The sequence below is a fragment of the Pseudomonas sp. LF020 genome (genome assembly GCF_053456425.1).
Genome location: NZ_JBRFIX010000009.1, coordinates 116080 through 131186, shown reverse-complemented (window position 1 = coordinate 131186; position 15107 = coordinate 116080). Strand labels below are relative to the sequence as shown.

The following is a 15107-nucleotide window of genomic DNA, read 5'->3' as shown; positions in this document are numbered from 1 at the left end:
CCTGATGAAACTACGTGGCCTGTACGCCATCACCGACAGCCAATTGCTGGCGGGCAAGTTTCTGTCGTACGTGGAAGCGGCGCTGGAAGGCGGCGTCACCCTGCTGCAATACCGCGACAAAAGCAGCGACGAGGCCCGCCGCCTGCGCGAGGCCGAAGCCCTGCGTGATCTGTGCGAACGCTACAAGACGCAGTTGATCATCAACGATGACGCCGAACTGGCCGCGCGCCTCAACGTTGGCGTGCACCTGGGGCAGACCGACGGCCCGCTGTCGCCGACCCGCGCCCTGCTCGGCTCCAAAGCCATCATCGGGTCGACCTGCCATGCGCAGCTCGAACTGGCTGAACAGGCCGCCAAAGAAGGCGCGAGCTATGTCGCCTTCGGTCGCTTCTTCAACTCCAACACCAAACCCGGCGCACCGAGCTGCAGCCTCGATCTGCTCGACGAGGCCAAACGCAAGCTGCACCTGCCGGTCTGCGCGATTGGCGGCATCACCCTCGACAACGCCGCGCCGCTGGTGGCCCATGGGGTCGACCTGCTGGCGGTGGTCCACGGTTTATTCGGTGCCGAAAGCACCGCCGAAGTGACCCGCCGCGCCCGCGCCTTCAACGAACTTCTGAAAATCTGATTTGAGAGCCCGATCATGTCTCGTTCCGAAACCCTGTTTGCCAATGCCCAAAAACACATTCCCGGTGGCGTGAACTCGCCGGTTCGCGCGTTCAAGAGCGTGGGCGGCACACCGCTGTTTTTCAAGCATGCCGAAGGCGCTTACGTTACTGACGAAGACGACAAGCGTTATGTGGATTACGTCGGTTCGTGGGGGCCGATGATCCTCGGCCACAGCCACCCGGACGTGCTCGACGCGGTTCGCAATCAGCTGCAACACGGCCTGTCCTACGGCGCGCCGACCGCGATGGAAACCGAGATGGCCGACCTGGTCTGCTCGCTGGTGCCGTCGATGGACATGGTGCGCATGGTCAGCTCCGGCACCGAAGCGACCATGAGCGCGATTCGTCTGGCCCGTGGCTACACCGGTCGTGACAGCATCATCAAGTTCGAAGGCTGTTACCACGGTCACTCCGACAGCCTGCTGGTCAAGGCCGGCTCCGGCGCGCTGACCCAGGGCGTGCCAAGCTCCGCCGGTGTACCGGCAGCATTCGCCAAACACACCCTGACCCTGCCGTTCAACGACATCGACGCGGTTGAGAAGATGCTCGCCGAAGTCGGTCAGGACGTGGCGTGCATTATCGTCGAGCCAGTCGCTGGCAACATGAACTGCGTACCGCCGGCGCCGGGTTTCCTCGAAGGCCTGCGCGCGCTGTGCGACAAGCACGGCGTGGTGCTGATTTTCGACGAGGTGATGACCGGTTTCCGTGTTGCCCTCGGCGGTGCCCAGGCGCACTACGGCGTAACCCCGGATCTGACCACCTTCGGCAAGATCATCGGCGGCGGCATGCCGGTCGGCTGCTTCGGCGGCAAGCGCGAAATCATGGAACGCATCGCGCCGCTGGGCCCGGTGTATCAGGCGGGCACCCTGTCGGGTAACCCGCTGGCGATGGCCGCCGGTCTGACCACCCTGCGTCTGATCAGCCGCCCAGGGTTTCACGCCGAGCTGACCGACTACACCACGCGCCTGCTCGACGGTCTGCAACAACGCGCCGATGCGTCGGGTATTCCGTTCGTGACCACTCAGGCCGGCGGCATGTTCGGTCTGTACTTCAGCGGTGCCGACGACATCGTCACCTTCGAAGACGTGATGGCCAGCGATGCTGCGCTGTTCGGTCGCTTCTTCCACCTGATGCTGGAAGGCGGCGTTTATCTGGCGCCGAGTGCATTCGAAGCCGGTTTCACCTCGATCGCCCACGGCGAAGCCGAGCTGAAAATCACCCTGGACGCTGCCGAACGTGCCTTCGCTGCACTGAAGTAATCGCCGTAGCGCTGACGTTGGCCATGGCCAGCGTCAGCTTTCACCTACACCTACGCACTTTTTCCCACGCCTCTGCTAAAAATCCGCCGGAAAGTGGCCGATATATTCCCCGCGCAGCAGAAAAACGAGTAAAGACTTTGTAAGGTTGGCCCTGCTTATTTCATAATGCGCGCTTATTGGATCCCTCGATGGGTCCGCGTGCCCTTCAGAGGTAAGTCGATTCCCATGAACCGCACCGGCCGCACCCTTGCCTTGGGCTGCCTGTTGCTCCTTCAGCCCCTGCTCGCGCATGCACAAGCAGGCGGCAACTCGTTGTTGATCCCGGCGATGGGTCGTTGCACCCTCAACACTCAGCCGCAAGACGTCACGCAGGCACTGGCCGCCTGCCAGAAAGCGGCGGACGAAGGCGATGCGCAAGCGCAATACGAGTTGGGTGAGTTCTACTACGACGGCAAGAATGCGCCACGCGACCTCAATCAAGCCCTGAGCTATTTCGAAAAGGCCTCGCTGCAAGGCCACGCTCAGGCGCAGTTCAAGCTCGGCACCATGTTCTTCCACGGCGAAGGCGTGCAGGCCAACAACATTCAGGCCTACATCGTGCTGAAGATGGCCGCGGTCAACGGCGCCGAAGATGCGCTGGACACCGCTGACGAAGTCTCCGAAAAAATGTCCCGCGAAGACCTCGAAACCGCGACTCAGGTGCTCGGGCAAATTTTCCGTAAATACTTGATGGAACTGCAGAGCGCCGATGGGCGTACGCCGTTTTCGCCTTTGCCATAAGGGCTTTTGTGGCGAGGGAGCTTGCTCCCGCTGGGTTGCGAAGCAGCCCTAAACCCTGCAAGCACTTTTTTCCTGATACACCACAGAGCCTGATACTGCGACTGCTGCGCAGCCGAGCGGGAGCAAGCTCCCTCGCCACAAACTCACTCCTATCCAGTATCTGCTGTTACTTCTCAGGCATCGGCATCGGAAACGGCATCACATTGCCGACCGCGCCACGGGCCTCGCTGATTTTCGGGGTGCCCAGACGCTCCACCTCGTCGATGCGCACGATCGAATGCATCGGCACAAAGCTGCGCACCACACCTTCGAACTGCGCCTTGAGCTTCTCTTCGCTCGGATCGACCACCACTTGCGTGCGCTCGCCAAAGACGAACTCTTCCACTTCCAGAAAACCCCACAGATCACTTTGATAGATCTGCTTGGCGTACATTTCGAACACCTGGCCCTGGTTGAGGAAAATCACCTTATAGATTGGAGCTTCGCGTTTGGTCATGGCGGGGGGATAACATCGGGGATAAAAATGAGGGCGCAAACTATAGCATAGCCGCCGGACGCACAGCGGTAGGAACCTGAGGGCTTGTTCCCTATAATGCGCGGTTCTTTGAATCAGGTGACGACCTTACTCCATGGCCAAGAAGCTTTACATCGAAACCCACGGTTGCCAGATGAACGAGTACGACAGCTCGCGCATGGTCGATCTGCTGGGCGAACATCAGGCCCTGGAAGTCACCGCCCGCGCCGAAGACGCCGACGTGATTCTGCTCAACACCTGCTCGATCCGCGAACGCGCTCAGGACCGGGTGTACTCGCAGCTCGGCCGCTGGCGCGAACTGAAACTGGCCAACCCGGACATGGTGATCGCCGTCGGTGGTTGCGTGGCCAGCCAGGAAGGCGCGGCGATCCGTGATCGCGCGCCGTACGTCGATGTGGTCTTCGGCCCGCAAACCCTGCACCGCCTGCCGGAAATGATCGACGCCGCGCGCAGCAGCAAGCTGCCGCAAGTCGATGTCTCATTCCCGGAAATCGAAAAATTCGACCATTTGCCCGAGCCGCGCATCGATGGCCCGAGCGCCTACGTGTCGGTGATGGAAGGTTGCAGCAAGTACTGCACGTTCTGCGTAGTGCCTTATACCCGTGGCGAAGAGGTCAGCCGGCCGTTCGATGACGTGATTGCCGAGATCATCCACCTCGCCGAGAACGGCGTGCGTGAAGTGACCTTGCTCGGGCAGAACGTCAACGGTTATCGCGGTACGACTCATGACGGTCGCCTGGCCGATCTGGCCGAGCTGATCCGCGTGGTCGCCGCCGTCGATGGCATCGACCGTATTCGCTATACCACTTCGCACCCGCTGGAGTTCTCCGACAGCCTGATCCAGGCCCACGCCGAAGTGCCGGAGCTGGTCAAACACCTGCACTTGCCGGTGCAGTCGGGTTCTGACCGGATTCTGGCGGCGATGAAGCGCAACCACACCGCGCTGGAGTACAAATCCAAGTTGCGCAAACTCCGCGCTGCCGTGCCGGGCATCTGCATCAGTTCGGACTTCATCGTCGGCTTCCCTGGCGAGACCGAAAAAGACTTCGAACAGACCATGAAGCTGATTGCCGATGTCGGCTTCGACTTCTCCTACTCGTTCGTCTACAGCCAGCGCCCGGGCACCCCGGCGGCCGATCTGGCCGACGACACCCCGGAAGAGCTGAAGAAAGAACGCCTGAACGCGCTGCAACATCGTCTGAATCAGCAAGGGTTCGAGATCAGCCGACAAATGGTCGGTTCGATCCAGCGCATTCTGGTCACCGATTACTCGAAGAAAGACCCGGGCGAGCTGCAAGGGCGCACCGAGAATAATCGTATCGTCAACTTCCGCTGCGATAATCCGATCCTGATCGGCCAGTTCGCTGACGTGCACATCGACGCGGCGCAACCGCATTCGCTGCGCGGCTCGCTGGTCCAGTAATAGATATCAGAAGCACAGAGAAACCTGTGGGAGCTGGCTTGCCAGCGATGAGGCCATCAGCCCCGACAAATATGTCGCCTGCTGCACCGCTATCGCTGGCAAGCCAGCTCCCACAGTGGACAGCATTGTTCTTCAGAATGTACTCATCCATTTAAGAGCTTTCGCACCCACGCCACTGGCGTTATCCTTGATTTCATCTTAATTGCCCCAGGGCGGCTAAATACGACCTTGAACGCACCCATAGAACCACATCGTTTTATCCTCGAGCCCTTTGAGGCTCGCCGCTTCGCCAATCTGTGCGGGCAATTCGACGAGCATCTGCGCTTGATCGAACAGCGCCTGGCCATCGAGATCCGCAACCGCGGAAACCAGTTCGAACTGATCGGCGACCCCAAGCACACCACGTCTGCGGAAAACCTGCTGCGCCGCCTGTACCGGGAAACCAAGGGTACCGAGCTGTCGCCGGACATGGTGCACCTGTTCCTCCAGGAATCGGCCGTCGTCGAACTGGACAACCACGCTCCCGCCGAAGCCTCCGTCGCTCTGCGCACCAAGAAAGGCATGATTCGCCCACGCGGCCTGAATCAGCTGCGCTACGTGAAGGAAATCCTTGGTAACGACATCAACTTCGGCATTGGTCCGGCCGGTACCGGCAAGACCTATCTGGCCGTGGCTTGCGCCGTCGATGCCCTGGAGCGCGAGCAGATCCGCCGCATCCTGCTGGTGCGTCCGGCGGTCGAAGCGGGTGAAAAACTCGGCTTCCTGCCCGGCGACCTGAGCCAGAAGATCGACCCGTACCTGCGCCCGCTGTACGACGCCCTCTACGAAATGCTCGGCTTCGAATACGTGGCCAAGCTGATCGAGCGCCAGGTGATCGAAGTCGCGCCGCTGGCCTACATGCGTGGTCGTACGCTGAACAACAGCTTCATCATTCTCGACGAAAGCCAGAACACCACCGTCGAGCAGATGAAAATGTTCCTGACCCGGATCGGCTTTGGCTCGACTGCAGTCATCACTGGCGACATCACCCAGGTCGACCTGCCGCGCGGGACCAAGTCCGGCCTGCATCATGTGATCGAAGTGCTCAAGGACGTTCCGGGCATCAGCTTCACCCATTTCCAGCCCAAAGACGTTGTGCGTCACCCGTTGGTGCAACGGATCGTCGAGGCCTACGAGCGCTTCGAGACCCGTGCCGAAGCTGCCAAGGAAACCTCGCGCGATGCTTGAGCTGGATCTGCAAATCGCTACCGAAGCGAACGCCCCGAGTGAAGCCGACTTCCGCCAATGGTGCGAACTGGCTCTGCGCCAGCGCAGCGCCGACTCGGAAATGACCATTCGCCTGGTCGACGAGGAAGAAGGTCGCGAACTCAATCACACCTGGCGCCACAAGGATTACGCGACCAACGTCCTGTCGTTCCCGGCGGAAGTCCCGGACGAGTTTCTCGACATCCCGCTGCTCGGCGATCTGGTGATCTGCGTCGCGGTGGTCGAGCGCGAAGCTGCCGAACAAGGCAAGGAACTCCAGGCCCATTGGGCACATCTAGTCATTCACGGCTGCTTGCATCTGCTCGGTTACGACCATATAGATGACGACGAAGCCGAAGAAATGGAAGCGCTGGAACGCGAGTTGCTTGCCGAACTGGGCTATCCCGATCCGTACGCGGACGACGAAACCGAAACATCCCCTATCGTTACAACAAAGGATTCAGAGTAATCGCTATGAGCGAAGATCGATCGAGCAACGGGCAGAAGTCATGGCTGGGTAAACTGACCCAGGCTTTTGCCCACGAGCCGAAGAACCGTCAGGAGCTGCTTGAGCTGCTGCGTGATGCACATCAGAACAAACTGCTGGACAGCGAAGCGCTGGCCATCGTCGAAGGCGCCATTCAGGTGGCTGACCTGCAAGTGCGCGACATCATGGTCCCGCGCTCGCAGATGATCAGCATCAAGGCGACCCAGACCCCTCGTGAATTCCTCCCGGCCGTGCTCGACTCGGCCCACTCGCGCTACCCGGTCATCGGCGAAAGCCACGACGACGTGATGGGCGTGCTGCTGGCCAAGGATCTGCTGCCGCTGATCCTCAAGGAGAACGGCGACAGCTTCAACATCAAGGACCTGCTGCGCCCGGCCACCTTCGTGCCGGAGTCCAAGCGTCTGAACGTGTTGCTGCGTGAATTTCGCGCCAACCACAACCACATGGCCATCGTCATCGACGAGTACGGCGGCGTGGCCGGTCTGGTGACGATCGAAGACGTGCTGGAACAGATCGTCGGCGACATCGAAGACGAGCACGACGTCGAAGAAGACAGCTACATCAAGCCGCTGCCCAGCGGTGACTTCCTGATCAAGGCCCTGACGCCGATCGAGAACTTCAACGAGTTCTTCGACAGCGAATTCTCCGACGACGAGTTCGACACCGTTGGCGGTCTGGTGATGAGCGCGTTCGGGCACTTGCCAAAACGCAACGAAATCACTGAAATCGGCGCCTATCGTTTCCGCATCCTGAACGCCGACAGCCGTCGGATTCATTTGCTGCGACTGACCCCTATCGCCCGGTAAATTTAAGGACTGAAATGCGCTGGACAACCCGCCCCGGCTGGCCCGGTAACCTGCTGGCCGTGGCGGCCGGTGCAATCACCACCTTCGCCCTCGCTCCGTTCAACATCTGGCCGCTGGCTTTGCTCGCGGTCGGCCTGTTCTATGCTGGTCTGCGCGAACTGAAACCGCGTCAGGCGCTGGGGCGTGGCTGGTGTTTCGGTTTCGGCCTGTTCGGCGCAGGGACCAGCTGGATCTACTACAGCATTCACCACTTCGGTGGCGCCTCGGTGCTGCTGGCCGGGTTCCTGATGCTGCTGTTCACCGCAGCGATCGCGTTTTTCTTCGCCCTGCCCGCCTGGGTCTGGGCGCGCTGGTTGCGCCGAAATGAAGCACCGCTGGCCGATGCACTGGCGTTCGCCGCGCTGTGGGTCGGTCAGGAAGCGTTTCGCGGCTGGTTCCTCACCGGTTTTCCGTGGCTCTACTCCGGCTACAGCCAGCTCGACGGCCCGTTGGCCGGGCTCGCGCCGGTCGGTGGCATGTGGTTGGTGTCCTTCGTTCTGGCGCTGACTGCGGCACTGATCTATAACGCGCCGCGCTTGCTGCAATCCGGTCGCAAGGGCTTTATCGCGGCCGGTTTGGTGTTACTGGTCGGGCCTTGGGTAGCCGGTATTGCGCTCAAGGGCCATGCCTGGACCAGTCCGTCCGGCCCGGCACTGAGCGTCGCCGCGATTCAGGGTAACGTCGAACAAAGCATGAAATGGGATCCGGCGCAGCTCAATGCGCAACTGGCGCTGTATCGCGATCTGAGTTTTCGCTCCAAGCCGGTGGATCTGCTGATCTGGCCGGAAACCGCCGTGCCGGTGCTCAAGGAGTCCGCCGAGGGCTACCTGAACATGATGGGCAACTTCGCCGCCGAGCGTAAATCGGCGCTGATCACCGGCGTGCCGATCCGCGAGACGGTCCGCCATGAAAAACGCTTCTTCAACGGCATCACCGTGGTCGGCGAAGGCGATGGCACCTACCTCAAGCAGAAATTGGTGCCGTTCGGTGAGTACGTGCCTTTGCAGGATCTGTTGCGCGGCTTGATCGCGTTCTTTGACTTGCCAATGTCCGACTTCGCTCGTGGGCCGGCGGATCAAGCGTTGCTGCAGGCCAAGGGTTATCAGATCGCGCCGTTCATCTGCTACGAAGTGGTGTACCCGGAATTCGCCGCTGGGCTGTCGGCGCGCAGCGATCTGTTGCTGACGATCAGCAACGACACCTGGTTCGGCACCTCGATCGGCCCGTTGCAACACCTGCAAATGGCGCAGATGCGCGCGCTTGAAGCGGGCCGCTGGATGATCCGCGCCACCAACAACGGCGTGACCGGACTGATCAACCCGTTCGGGCAGATCACCGAGCAGATTCCGCAGTTCGAGCAAGGCATCCTGTATGGCGAAGTGGTGCCGATGCACAACCTGACGCCTTATCTTGAATGGCGTTCGTGGCCGCTGATCATCGTCTGTGTGCTGCTGTTTGGCTGGGCGCTGATGGCGAGCCGGATGTCGAAAACCCTTTAAAAGCAGGTCACTGACCTTGTGGCGAGGGAGCTTGCTCCCGCTCGGCTGCGAAGCAGTCGTAAATCCAGCGCACGCGATCTGTCCAAGACAGTGCGTTTACCTGGATCAGGCCTGCTGCGCAGGCCAGCGGGAGCAAGCTCCCTCGCCACAAAAGGCCGCACTGCCACTGAGTGATTTAGCGGTAAAACAACGAATACCCCACCTGCCCCACCGCCTCATTCAGCAACTGCCCGCTCTGCCAGATCGATTTGAATTCCGGCAGCCAGCCACCAAACGGTCGTGCATTGTCGGTCCCGAGAAAACCCACGGGCGCCGGCACCACTTCAAACCCTGCCTGCTCGAAACACCACACGGCACGCGGCATGTGCCAGGCCTGCGTCACCACCACGACGCGCTTGATGCCTTGCGGCAACAAAATGTCGGCGCTGAGTTTGGCGTTTTCCCAGGTGGTACGGCTTTCGCCTTCCTGCCAGCGCGTGGTCACGCCGAAATCATCGCGCAGTGAATCAGCCATAAGCTTCGCTTCCGTCGGCGGTGTGCCGTAATGCAAGCCGCCGCTGGTCAGGATCGGCAACCCGGACGCCTTGGCCAGCCGCGCGGCATAGCGCTGACGCTCCAGCCCCACGCCGGTCGGCTGATCTTCGCCCCAGGCCAGGTCACCGCGCTCGCGCCCGGAACCCAGCACCACAATGGCATCGGCGCGCTGCGCCAGCATCGACCAGGCGTCACGGGGCAGCGGCGGCTCGCGCTCCAGCGCTTTGGCGCCCCATTGCACCACCACCGGCAAGCTCATCAGCCAGAAACCACCCAGGCCAAGGGCAAAACACAGACCGGCCAGCCGTGGCCGGGAGCGGCGCAGCCACCAGGCGACCAGTAACAGCAGTAAAAGAATGCCAGGCGGCAATAGAAGTTGTTTGATGAAGTAACGCAAAGGCATCGGGGCATCTCCAGAGATGCCCGAAGCCTAAGAGTGTTAATAGAGCGTTACAACCGATAGGGTCGGATCCTGTTGAAAAAGATCCGTTTCTTGCCGCCTTGCGCTTATTTGGCCTGCAAAGAGCGAACCTTGACGGTGTCTTTGCCGGGCGCCTTGTCCTTGAGCCAGATGACCTTGGCCGATTGTGGTGCATCGAGCTGCTTCACTGCCTGTGACAAGCTGCCATGCGACTCACGTTCACTACGATCCAGATAGGCCTTGACCAGTTTGAACTCGGCGGGGCTCAAGCCACGCAATTCCAGTTCCACGGGGCGCTCGTCGCGCAGCCGGCCAGCGGTTTTTGCAGCGTCGAGCGCCATGCCCAGACGATCCATCAACCGTTCGTACAACTCGGGTTTCGTCACGTTTTTCTGCCGTTGCTCCACCATCCCTCACCTCATTGAAGATAAGACTCACTCCCCAATAAGAGCTTAGCTTCGCTGCACAAACCGGCTGAACGCCGCGACCAACGGCCCTCGCCACGGGTTTCCGGGGCCAGACAGCTGTAATCAGGGTTTCCCTAGGCCAAGCGCGGTCATGTATGCTACGGCGCTTCCTGTCATTCCACTTCCAGCTTGTCCGGAGCATCCCGGAAGGCGCGTTGAAGAGGATTAGGCCACCCCTATCCAGTACAAAAGTAGCCATGCACGAACAATATCAGCCCCGTGAAATCGAAGCCGCCGCCCAGTCGTTCTGGGACGAGCAAAAGTCCTTTGAAGTCAGTGAACAGCCAGGCAAGGAAACCTACTACTGCCTGTCGATGTTCCCTTACCCCAGCGGCAAGCTACACATGGGGCACGTGCGCAACTACACCATCGGCGACGTGATCTCCCGCTACCAGCGCATGCAAGGCAAGAACGTTCTGCAACCGATGGGTTGGGACGCCTTCGGCATGCCGGCGGAAAACGCCGCGATGAAGAACAACGTGGCGCCCGCCAAGTGGACCTACGAAAACATCGCCTACATGAAGTCCCAGCTGCGCAGCCTGGGCCTCGCGGTGGACTGGTCCCGTGAAGTGACCACCTGCAAGCCGGACTACTACCGCTGGGAACAATGGCTGTTCACTCGCTTGTTCGAAAAAGGCGTGATCTACCGCAAGAACGGCACCGTGAACTGGGACCCGGTCGACCAGACCGTACTGGCCAACGAACAGGTGATCGACGGCCGCGGCTGGCGTTCCGGCGCGCTGATCGAAAAGCGCGAAATCCCGATGTACTACTTCAAGATCACCGCCTACGCGGATGAGCTGCTGGAGAGCCTCGACGAACTGACTGGCTGGCCGGAACAGGTCAAGACCATGCAACGCAACTGGATCGGCAAATCCCGCGGCATGGAAGTGCAGTTCCCGTACAACGTCGACTCGATCGGCGAAGCAGGCACCCTCAAGGTTTTCACCACCCGTCCGGACACCCTGATGGGCGCGACCTACGTTGCCGTCGCCGCCGAGCACCCGCTGGCGACCCAGGCCGCACAGAACAACCCTGAGCTGCAAGCGTTCATCGCCGAATGCAAGGGCGGCAGCGTGGCTGAAGCCGACGTCGCCACTCAAGAAAAGAAAGGCCTGCCGACCGGCCTGTTCGTCGAGCACCCGCTGACCGGCGAAAAACTCCCGGTGTGGGTCGCCAACTACGTGCTGATGCACTACGGCGACGGCGCCGTAATGGCGGTCCCGGCGCACGACGAGCGCGATTTCGAATTCGCCCACAAGTACGACCTGCCGGTCAAATCGGTGGTGCGCACCAGCTCCGGTGACAGCAACCCGGCTCCGTGGCAAGACGCCTACGGCGAGCACGGCACGCTGATCAATTCCGGCGAGTTCGACGGCCTGGACTTCAGCGGCGCCTTCGACGCCATGGAAGTCGCCCTGATCGAGAAAAACCTCGGTGCCTCGCGCACCCAGTTCCGCCTGCGCGACTGGGGCATCAGCCGTCAACGCTACTGGGGCTGTCCGATCCCGATCATCCACTGCGCGACGTGCGGCGACGTGCCGGTGCCGGAAGATCAACTGCCTGTGGTACTGCCGGAAGACGTGGTGCCGGACGGCGCCGGTTCGCCGCTGGCGCGCATGCCGGAATTCTACGAATGCAGCTGCCCGAAATGCGGCCAGCCGGCCAAGCGTGAAACCGACACCATGGACACCTTCGTCGAGTCCTCGTGGTACTACGCCCGTTACGCCTCGCCGCACTTCGAAGGTGGCCTGGTGGAGAAATCCGCGGCCGACCACTGGCTGCCGGTGGATCAGTACATCGGCGGTATCGAACACGCCATTCTTCACCTGCTGTACGCGCGCTTCTTCCACAAGCTGATGCGTGATGAAGGCCTGGTCAGCTCCAACGAGCCGTTCAAGAACCTGCTGACCCAGGGCATGGTGATCGCCGAGACTTACTATCGCCGCGAAGCCAATGGTGCCTACACCTGGTTTAACCCGGCGGACGTGGAACTGGAGCGTGACAGCAAGGCCAAGGTCATCAGCGCCAAGTTGAAATCCGACGGCCTGCCGGTGGAAATCGGTGGCACCGAGAAAATGGCCAAGTCCAAGAACAACGGCGTCGACCCACAGTCGATGATCGATCAGTTCGGCGCCGACACCTGCCGCCTGTTCATGATGTTCGCTTCGCCGCCGGACATGAGCGCCGAATGGTCCGACTCCGGCGTAGAAGGCTCGCACCGCTTCCTCAAGCGCGTCTGGCGTCTGGCTCAGGCCCACGTCACCCAGGGCCTGCCGGGCAAACTGGACATCGCCGGCCTGAACGACGAGCAGAAAGCCGTGCGCCGCGCCATCCACCTGGCCATCAAGCAGGCCAGCCACGACGTCGGCCAGAACCACAAATTCAACACCGCCATCGCTCAGGTGATGACGCTGATGAACGTGCTGGAAAAAGCCGCGCAAGGCACCGAGCAGGATCGCGCACTGATTCACGAAGGCCTGGAAGCCGTTACGCTGCTGCTGGCTCCGATCACGCCGCACATCAGCCATGAGCTGTGGAGCCAATTGGGCCACGCTGACCCGGTGATCGATGCTGGCTGGCCAGCGGTCGATGAGAGCGCACTGGTACAGGACAGCCTGCAACTGGTCATTCAAGTGAACGGCAAGTTGCGTGGCCAGATCGAAATGCCGGCCAGCGCCACCCGCGAAGAAGTCGAAGCGGCTGCCCGCGCCAACGAAAACGTGCTGCGTTTCGTCGACGGTCTGACCATTCGCAAAGTGATCGTTGTACCGGGGAAACTGGTCAACATCGTCGCCAGCTAAATTGGATTGGGCGTCAGGTTCGCCTGACGCCCTGTAAAACCTTTCGGGCCGCAGGGTCGGACCACATGGTTTCAAGGGGAGCAACACAATGATCAAACGCAATCTGCTGGTGATGGGCCTCGCCGTTCTGCTGAGCGCCTGCGGTTTCCAGCTGCGTGGCACCGGCACCAACGAACTGTCGATCAAGGAGCTCGATCTGAGCGCCCGTAACGCTTATGGCGAGACCGTCACCCAGCTGCGTCAGGTGCTCGAGTCCAGCGGCGTCAAGGTTTACAGCGGTGCACCGTACAAGCTGTATCTGGCTGACGAGCAGGAAAACCAGCGCATCCTCAGCTACGCCGGTGCCGGTCGTACGGGCGAGTACCAAGTGACCACCGTGCTGAACTACGACATCGTAGGCGAACACAATCTGAACCTGTTGAGCGACAAGCTTGAAGTACAGAAAGTGTTCATTCACGACGGCAACAACCTCATCGGCTCCGATCAGGAAGCCAACGACGCCCGTCGCGAAACCCGTCGCGAACTGGTTCAGCGCATGATGCTGCGCCTGCAACAGCTGACGCCGGGCCAACTGCAGCAATTGCAGCAAGCGGCCAACGACCGTGCCCGGGCTGAAGCCGACGCGCTGAAGGCGGCACAGAAGGCTGAAGCGGAAACCCCGCGTCAGTCGCCGCTCGAACTGCCGCAGCAGTAAGACGCACGGGGCGCTCAGGCGCCCCGTTCGCCCTCTCTTATGAAGCTCGCTCCCGCTCAACTCGGCAAACACCTGCAAGGCGCGCTCGCGCCCGTCTATATCATCAGCGGCGATGACCCGCTGTTGTGCCAGGAAGCCGCCGACGCTATCCGCAGCGCTGCCCGCCAGCAAGGTTTCGACGAACGCCAGGTGTTCGCCGCCGACGCCAATTTCGATTGGGGTACCTTGTTGCAGGCCGGCGCCAGCATGTCGTTGTTCGCTGAAAAGCGCCTGCTGGAACTGCGGTTGCCTTCTGGCAAACCCGGTGACAAGGGCGCTGCCGCGCTGATCGAATATTGCTCGCGCCCCGCTGAAGACACGGTACTGCTGATCAGCTTGCCCAAGCTCGACGGCAGTGCGCAGAAGACCAAGTGGGGCAAGGCGCTGGTCGAAGGGCAGCAGACCCAGTTCATCCAGATCTGGCCGGTGGATGCCAACCAGCTGCCAAGCTGGATTCGTCAGCGTCTCTCACAGGCCGGGCTGTCGGCAAGCCAGGACGCGGTCGAACTGATCGCCGCACGCGTGGAGGGCAACCTGCTCGCCGCCGCGCAGGAAATCGAAAAGCTCAAGCTGATGGCCGAAGGCGGGCAGATCACCGTCGAAACCGTGCAGGCCGCCGTGGCCGACAGTGCGCGCTTCGACGTGTTCGGCCTGACCGATGCCGTGCTCAACGGCGAACCGGCTCATGCGCTGCGCATGCTCGAAGGCCTGCGTGGTGAAGGCGTCGAGCCACCAGTGATCCTCTGGGCACTGGCGCGGGAGTTGCGCCTGCTGGCCAACATCTCGCTGCAGTACAGCCAGGGCACACCGCTAGACAAGTGCTTCAGCCAGGCGAAACCGCCGGTCTGGGACAAGCGCAAACCGTTGATGAGCAAAGCCCTTCAGCGCTACACAGCGCAACGCTGGGCACAGTTGCTGCTCGAAGCCCAGCGCATCGATGCGCAGATCAAAGGCCAGGCCGCCGGTTCGCCGTGGATGAGCCTGAGCCGATTGGCGTTGTTGATGGCTGGGCAGCGCCTGACTCTTCCCGCCGAATAAAAGCAAAAGATCGCAGCGTGCCGCAGCTCCTACACCGATCCTTGTAGGAGCTGCGGCACGCTGCGATCTTTTGATCTTTTTTCCCACACATCGCCTCGCCAACTGTCCTATAGACAGATGCCCGACATCGGCAGATTATTGCCCCCGCAACACCCACCCACCGAGAGATCCATCATGAGCAAAAAGCCATCGAAACATGGCCCGAACAAGGCCAAATCCATCATCGCCCAACCCCTGTTCCGCAGTCGCCAGGAACGACCAACCAAGGGTAAAGGCAGCTACCGCCGCGAAGCCTTCCAGTCTAATAGCTGGGAGGCTTCTTACTTTCTGGCTGCCTGAAGCACAGCA

Annotated in this window: 15 protein-coding genes; 12 read left to right on the top strand and 3 right to left on the bottom strand. The window is 61.1% G+C overall.

Annotated features, from left to right (window positions below; genetic code table 11):
• Nucleotides 1–4: 4 nt before the first annotated feature.
• The 3 genes from thiE to ACU680_RS21110 all read left to right on the top strand — a co-directional run bounded on the left by thiE (nucleotide 5) and on the right by ACU680_RS21110 (nucleotide 2707).
• Nucleotides 5–628 (top strand): thiamine phosphate synthase, encoded by a 624-nt coding sequence (thiE, locus tag ACU680_RS21120; RefSeq protein ID WP_007960555.1) that lies wholly within the window; start codon nucleotides 5–7, stop codon nucleotides 626–628.
• A gap of 15 nt (nucleotides 629–643) precedes the next feature.
• A complete protein-coding gene (gene hemL, locus ACU680_RS21115; RefSeq protein ID WP_448180421.1) occupies nucleotides 644–1927 on the top strand; it encodes a glutamate-1-semialdehyde 2,1-aminomutase in 1284 nt (427 codons plus the stop codon).
• A 225-nt stretch (nucleotides 1928–2152) separates the two neighbouring features.
• Entirely contained in the window at nucleotides 2153–2707 is a 555-nt protein-coding gene (locus ACU680_RS21110) for a tetratricopeptide repeat protein (protein ID WP_003228518.1), read from the top strand.
• A gap of 166 nt (nucleotides 2708–2873) precedes the next feature.
• Here the strand turns inward: ACU680_RS21110 and ACU680_RS21105 are convergent, their stop codons facing one another.
• On the bottom strand, nucleotides 2874–3203 hold the full coding sequence (locus ACU680_RS21105; protein ID WP_003185742.1) for a DUF1820 family protein: 330 nt from the start codon (nucleotides 3201–3203) through the stop codon (nucleotides 2874–2876).
• A gap of 133 nt (nucleotides 3204–3336) precedes the next feature.
• On the opposite strand from ACU680_RS21105, the gene miaB reads away from it, so the two are divergent.
• The 5 genes from miaB (at nucleotide 3337) to lnt (ending at nucleotide 8762) form a co-directional block, all read left to right on the top strand.
• On the top strand, nucleotides 3337–4665 hold the full coding sequence (gene miaB, locus ACU680_RS21100; protein ID WP_448180420.1) for a tRNA (N6-isopentenyl adenosine(37)-C2)-methylthiotransferase MiaB: 1329 nt from the start codon (nucleotides 3337–3339) through the stop codon (nucleotides 4663–4665).
• Between the two features lie 228 nt (nucleotides 4666–4893).
• Nucleotides 4894–5892, top strand: a complete 999-nt coding sequence (locus ACU680_RS21095) for a PhoH family protein (protein WP_003228522.1) — start codon at nucleotides 4894–4896, stop codon at nucleotides 5890–5892.
• Nucleotides 5885–6379: an rRNA maturation RNase YbeY gene (gene ybeY / locus ACU680_RS21090; protein WP_367085829.1), complete on the top strand. Its 495-nt coding sequence runs from the start codon at nucleotides 5885–5887 to the stop codon at nucleotides 6377–6379. The genes ACU680_RS21095 and ybeY overlap by 8 nt, the downstream gene beginning before the upstream one ends.
• Before the next feature lie 5 nt (nucleotides 6380–6384).
• Nucleotides 6385–7224, top strand: coding sequence for a CorC family transporter (locus ACU680_RS21085; protein WP_003228526.1), 840 nt, complete (start codon nucleotides 6385–6387; stop codon nucleotides 7222–7224).
• A 14-nt stretch (nucleotides 7225–7238) separates the two neighbouring features.
• A complete protein-coding gene (lnt, locus tag ACU680_RS21080; protein ID WP_448180419.1) occupies nucleotides 7239–8762 on the top strand; it encodes an apolipoprotein N-acyltransferase in 1524 nt (507 codons plus the stop codon).
• A 175-nt stretch (nucleotides 8763–8937) separates the two neighbouring features.
• Here lnt and ACU680_RS21075 read toward each other — a convergent pair whose 3' ends face one another.
• Nucleotides 8938–9699, bottom strand: coding sequence for a YdcF family protein (locus ACU680_RS21075; protein WP_448180418.1), 762 nt, complete (start codon nucleotides 9697–9699; stop codon nucleotides 8938–8940).
• A gap of 104 nt (nucleotides 9700–9803) precedes the next feature.
• The gene (locus ACU680_RS21070; protein WP_007960569.1) at nucleotides 9804–10127 is read right to left on the bottom strand and encodes a hypothetical protein; all 324 of its coding nucleotides are present in this window, start codon (nucleotides 10125–10127) and stop codon (nucleotides 9804–9806) included.
• A gap of 254 nt (nucleotides 10128–10381) precedes the next feature.
• Here ACU680_RS21070 and leuS point away from each other — a divergent pair, with 254 nt between their 5' ends.
• The 4 genes from leuS to arfA all read left to right on the top strand — a co-directional run bounded on the left by leuS (nucleotide 10382) and on the right by arfA (nucleotide 15098).
• The gene (gene leuS, locus ACU680_RS21065; protein ID WP_448180417.1) at nucleotides 10382–12988 is read left to right on the top strand and encodes a leucine--tRNA ligase; all 2607 of its coding nucleotides are present in this window, start codon (nucleotides 10382–10384) and stop codon (nucleotides 12986–12988) included.
• A gap of 88 nt (nucleotides 12989–13076) precedes the next feature.
• Nucleotides 13077–13682: an LPS-assembly lipoprotein LptE gene (locus ACU680_RS21060; protein ID WP_367085835.1), complete on the top strand. Its 606-nt coding sequence runs from the start codon at nucleotides 13077–13079 to the stop codon at nucleotides 13680–13682.
• Between the two features lie 39 nt (nucleotides 13683–13721).
• Nucleotides 13722–14759 (top strand): DNA polymerase III subunit delta, encoded by a 1038-nt coding sequence (gene holA, locus ACU680_RS21055; protein ID WP_329695780.1) that lies wholly within the window; start codon nucleotides 13722–13724, stop codon nucleotides 14757–14759.
• Nucleotides 14760–14933: 174 nt separating this feature from the next.
• Nucleotides 14934–15098: an alternative ribosome rescue factor ArfA gene (gene arfA, locus ACU680_RS21050; RefSeq protein WP_027612891.1), complete on the top strand. Its 165-nt coding sequence runs from the start codon at nucleotides 14934–14936 to the stop codon at nucleotides 15096–15098.
• Nucleotides 15099–15107 lie beyond the last annotated feature (9 nt).

Excerpts from the sequence above, each read along its gene's own strand:
- thiE (WP_007960555.1), top strand. The coding sequence starts at position 5 with ATGAAACTACGTGGCCTGTACGCCATCACCGACAGCCAATTGCTGGCG.
- hemL (WP_448180421.1), top strand. The coding sequence starts at position 644 with ATGTCTCGTTCCGAAACCCTGTTTGCCAATGCCCAAAAACACATTCCC.
- ACU680_RS21110 (WP_003228518.1), top strand. The coding sequence starts at position 2,153 with ATGAACCGCACCGGCCGCACCCTTGCCTTGGGCTGCCTGTTGCTCCTT.
- ACU680_RS21105 (WP_003185742.1), bottom strand. The coding sequence starts at position 3,203 with ATGACCAAACGCGAAGCTCCAATCTATAAGGTGATTTTCCTCAACCAG.
- miaB (WP_448180420.1), top strand. The coding sequence starts at position 3,337 with ATGGCCAAGAAGCTTTACATCGAAACCCACGGTTGCCAGATGAACGAG.
- ybeY (WP_367085829.1), top strand. The coding sequence starts at position 5,885 with ATGCTTGAGCTGGATCTGCAAATCGCTACCGAAGCGAACGCCCCGAGT.
- ACU680_RS21085 (WP_003228526.1), top strand. The coding sequence starts at position 6,385 with ATGAGCGAAGATCGATCGAGCAACGGGCAGAAGTCATGGCTGGGTAAA.
- lnt (WP_448180419.1), top strand. The coding sequence starts at position 7,239 with ATGCGCTGGACAACCCGCCCCGGCTGGCCCGGTAACCTGCTGGCCGTG.
- ACU680_RS21075 (WP_448180418.1), bottom strand. The coding sequence starts at position 9,699 with ATGCCTTTGCGTTACTTCATCAAACAACTTCTATTGCCGCCTGGCATT.
- ACU680_RS21070 (WP_007960569.1), bottom strand. The coding sequence starts at position 10,127 with ATGGTGGAGCAACGGCAGAAAAACGTGACGAAACCCGAGTTGTACGAA.
- leuS (WP_448180417.1), top strand. The coding sequence starts at position 10,382 with ATGCACGAACAATATCAGCCCCGTGAAATCGAAGCCGCCGCCCAGTCG.
- ACU680_RS21060 (WP_367085835.1), top strand. The coding sequence starts at position 13,077 with ATGATCAAACGCAATCTGCTGGTGATGGGCCTCGCCGTTCTGCTGAGC.
- holA (WP_329695780.1), top strand. The coding sequence starts at position 13,722 with ATGAAGCTCGCTCCCGCTCAACTCGGCAAACACCTGCAAGGCGCGCTC.
- arfA (WP_027612891.1), top strand. The coding sequence starts at position 14,934 with ATGAGCAAAAAGCCATCGAAACATGGCCCGAACAAGGCCAAATCCATC.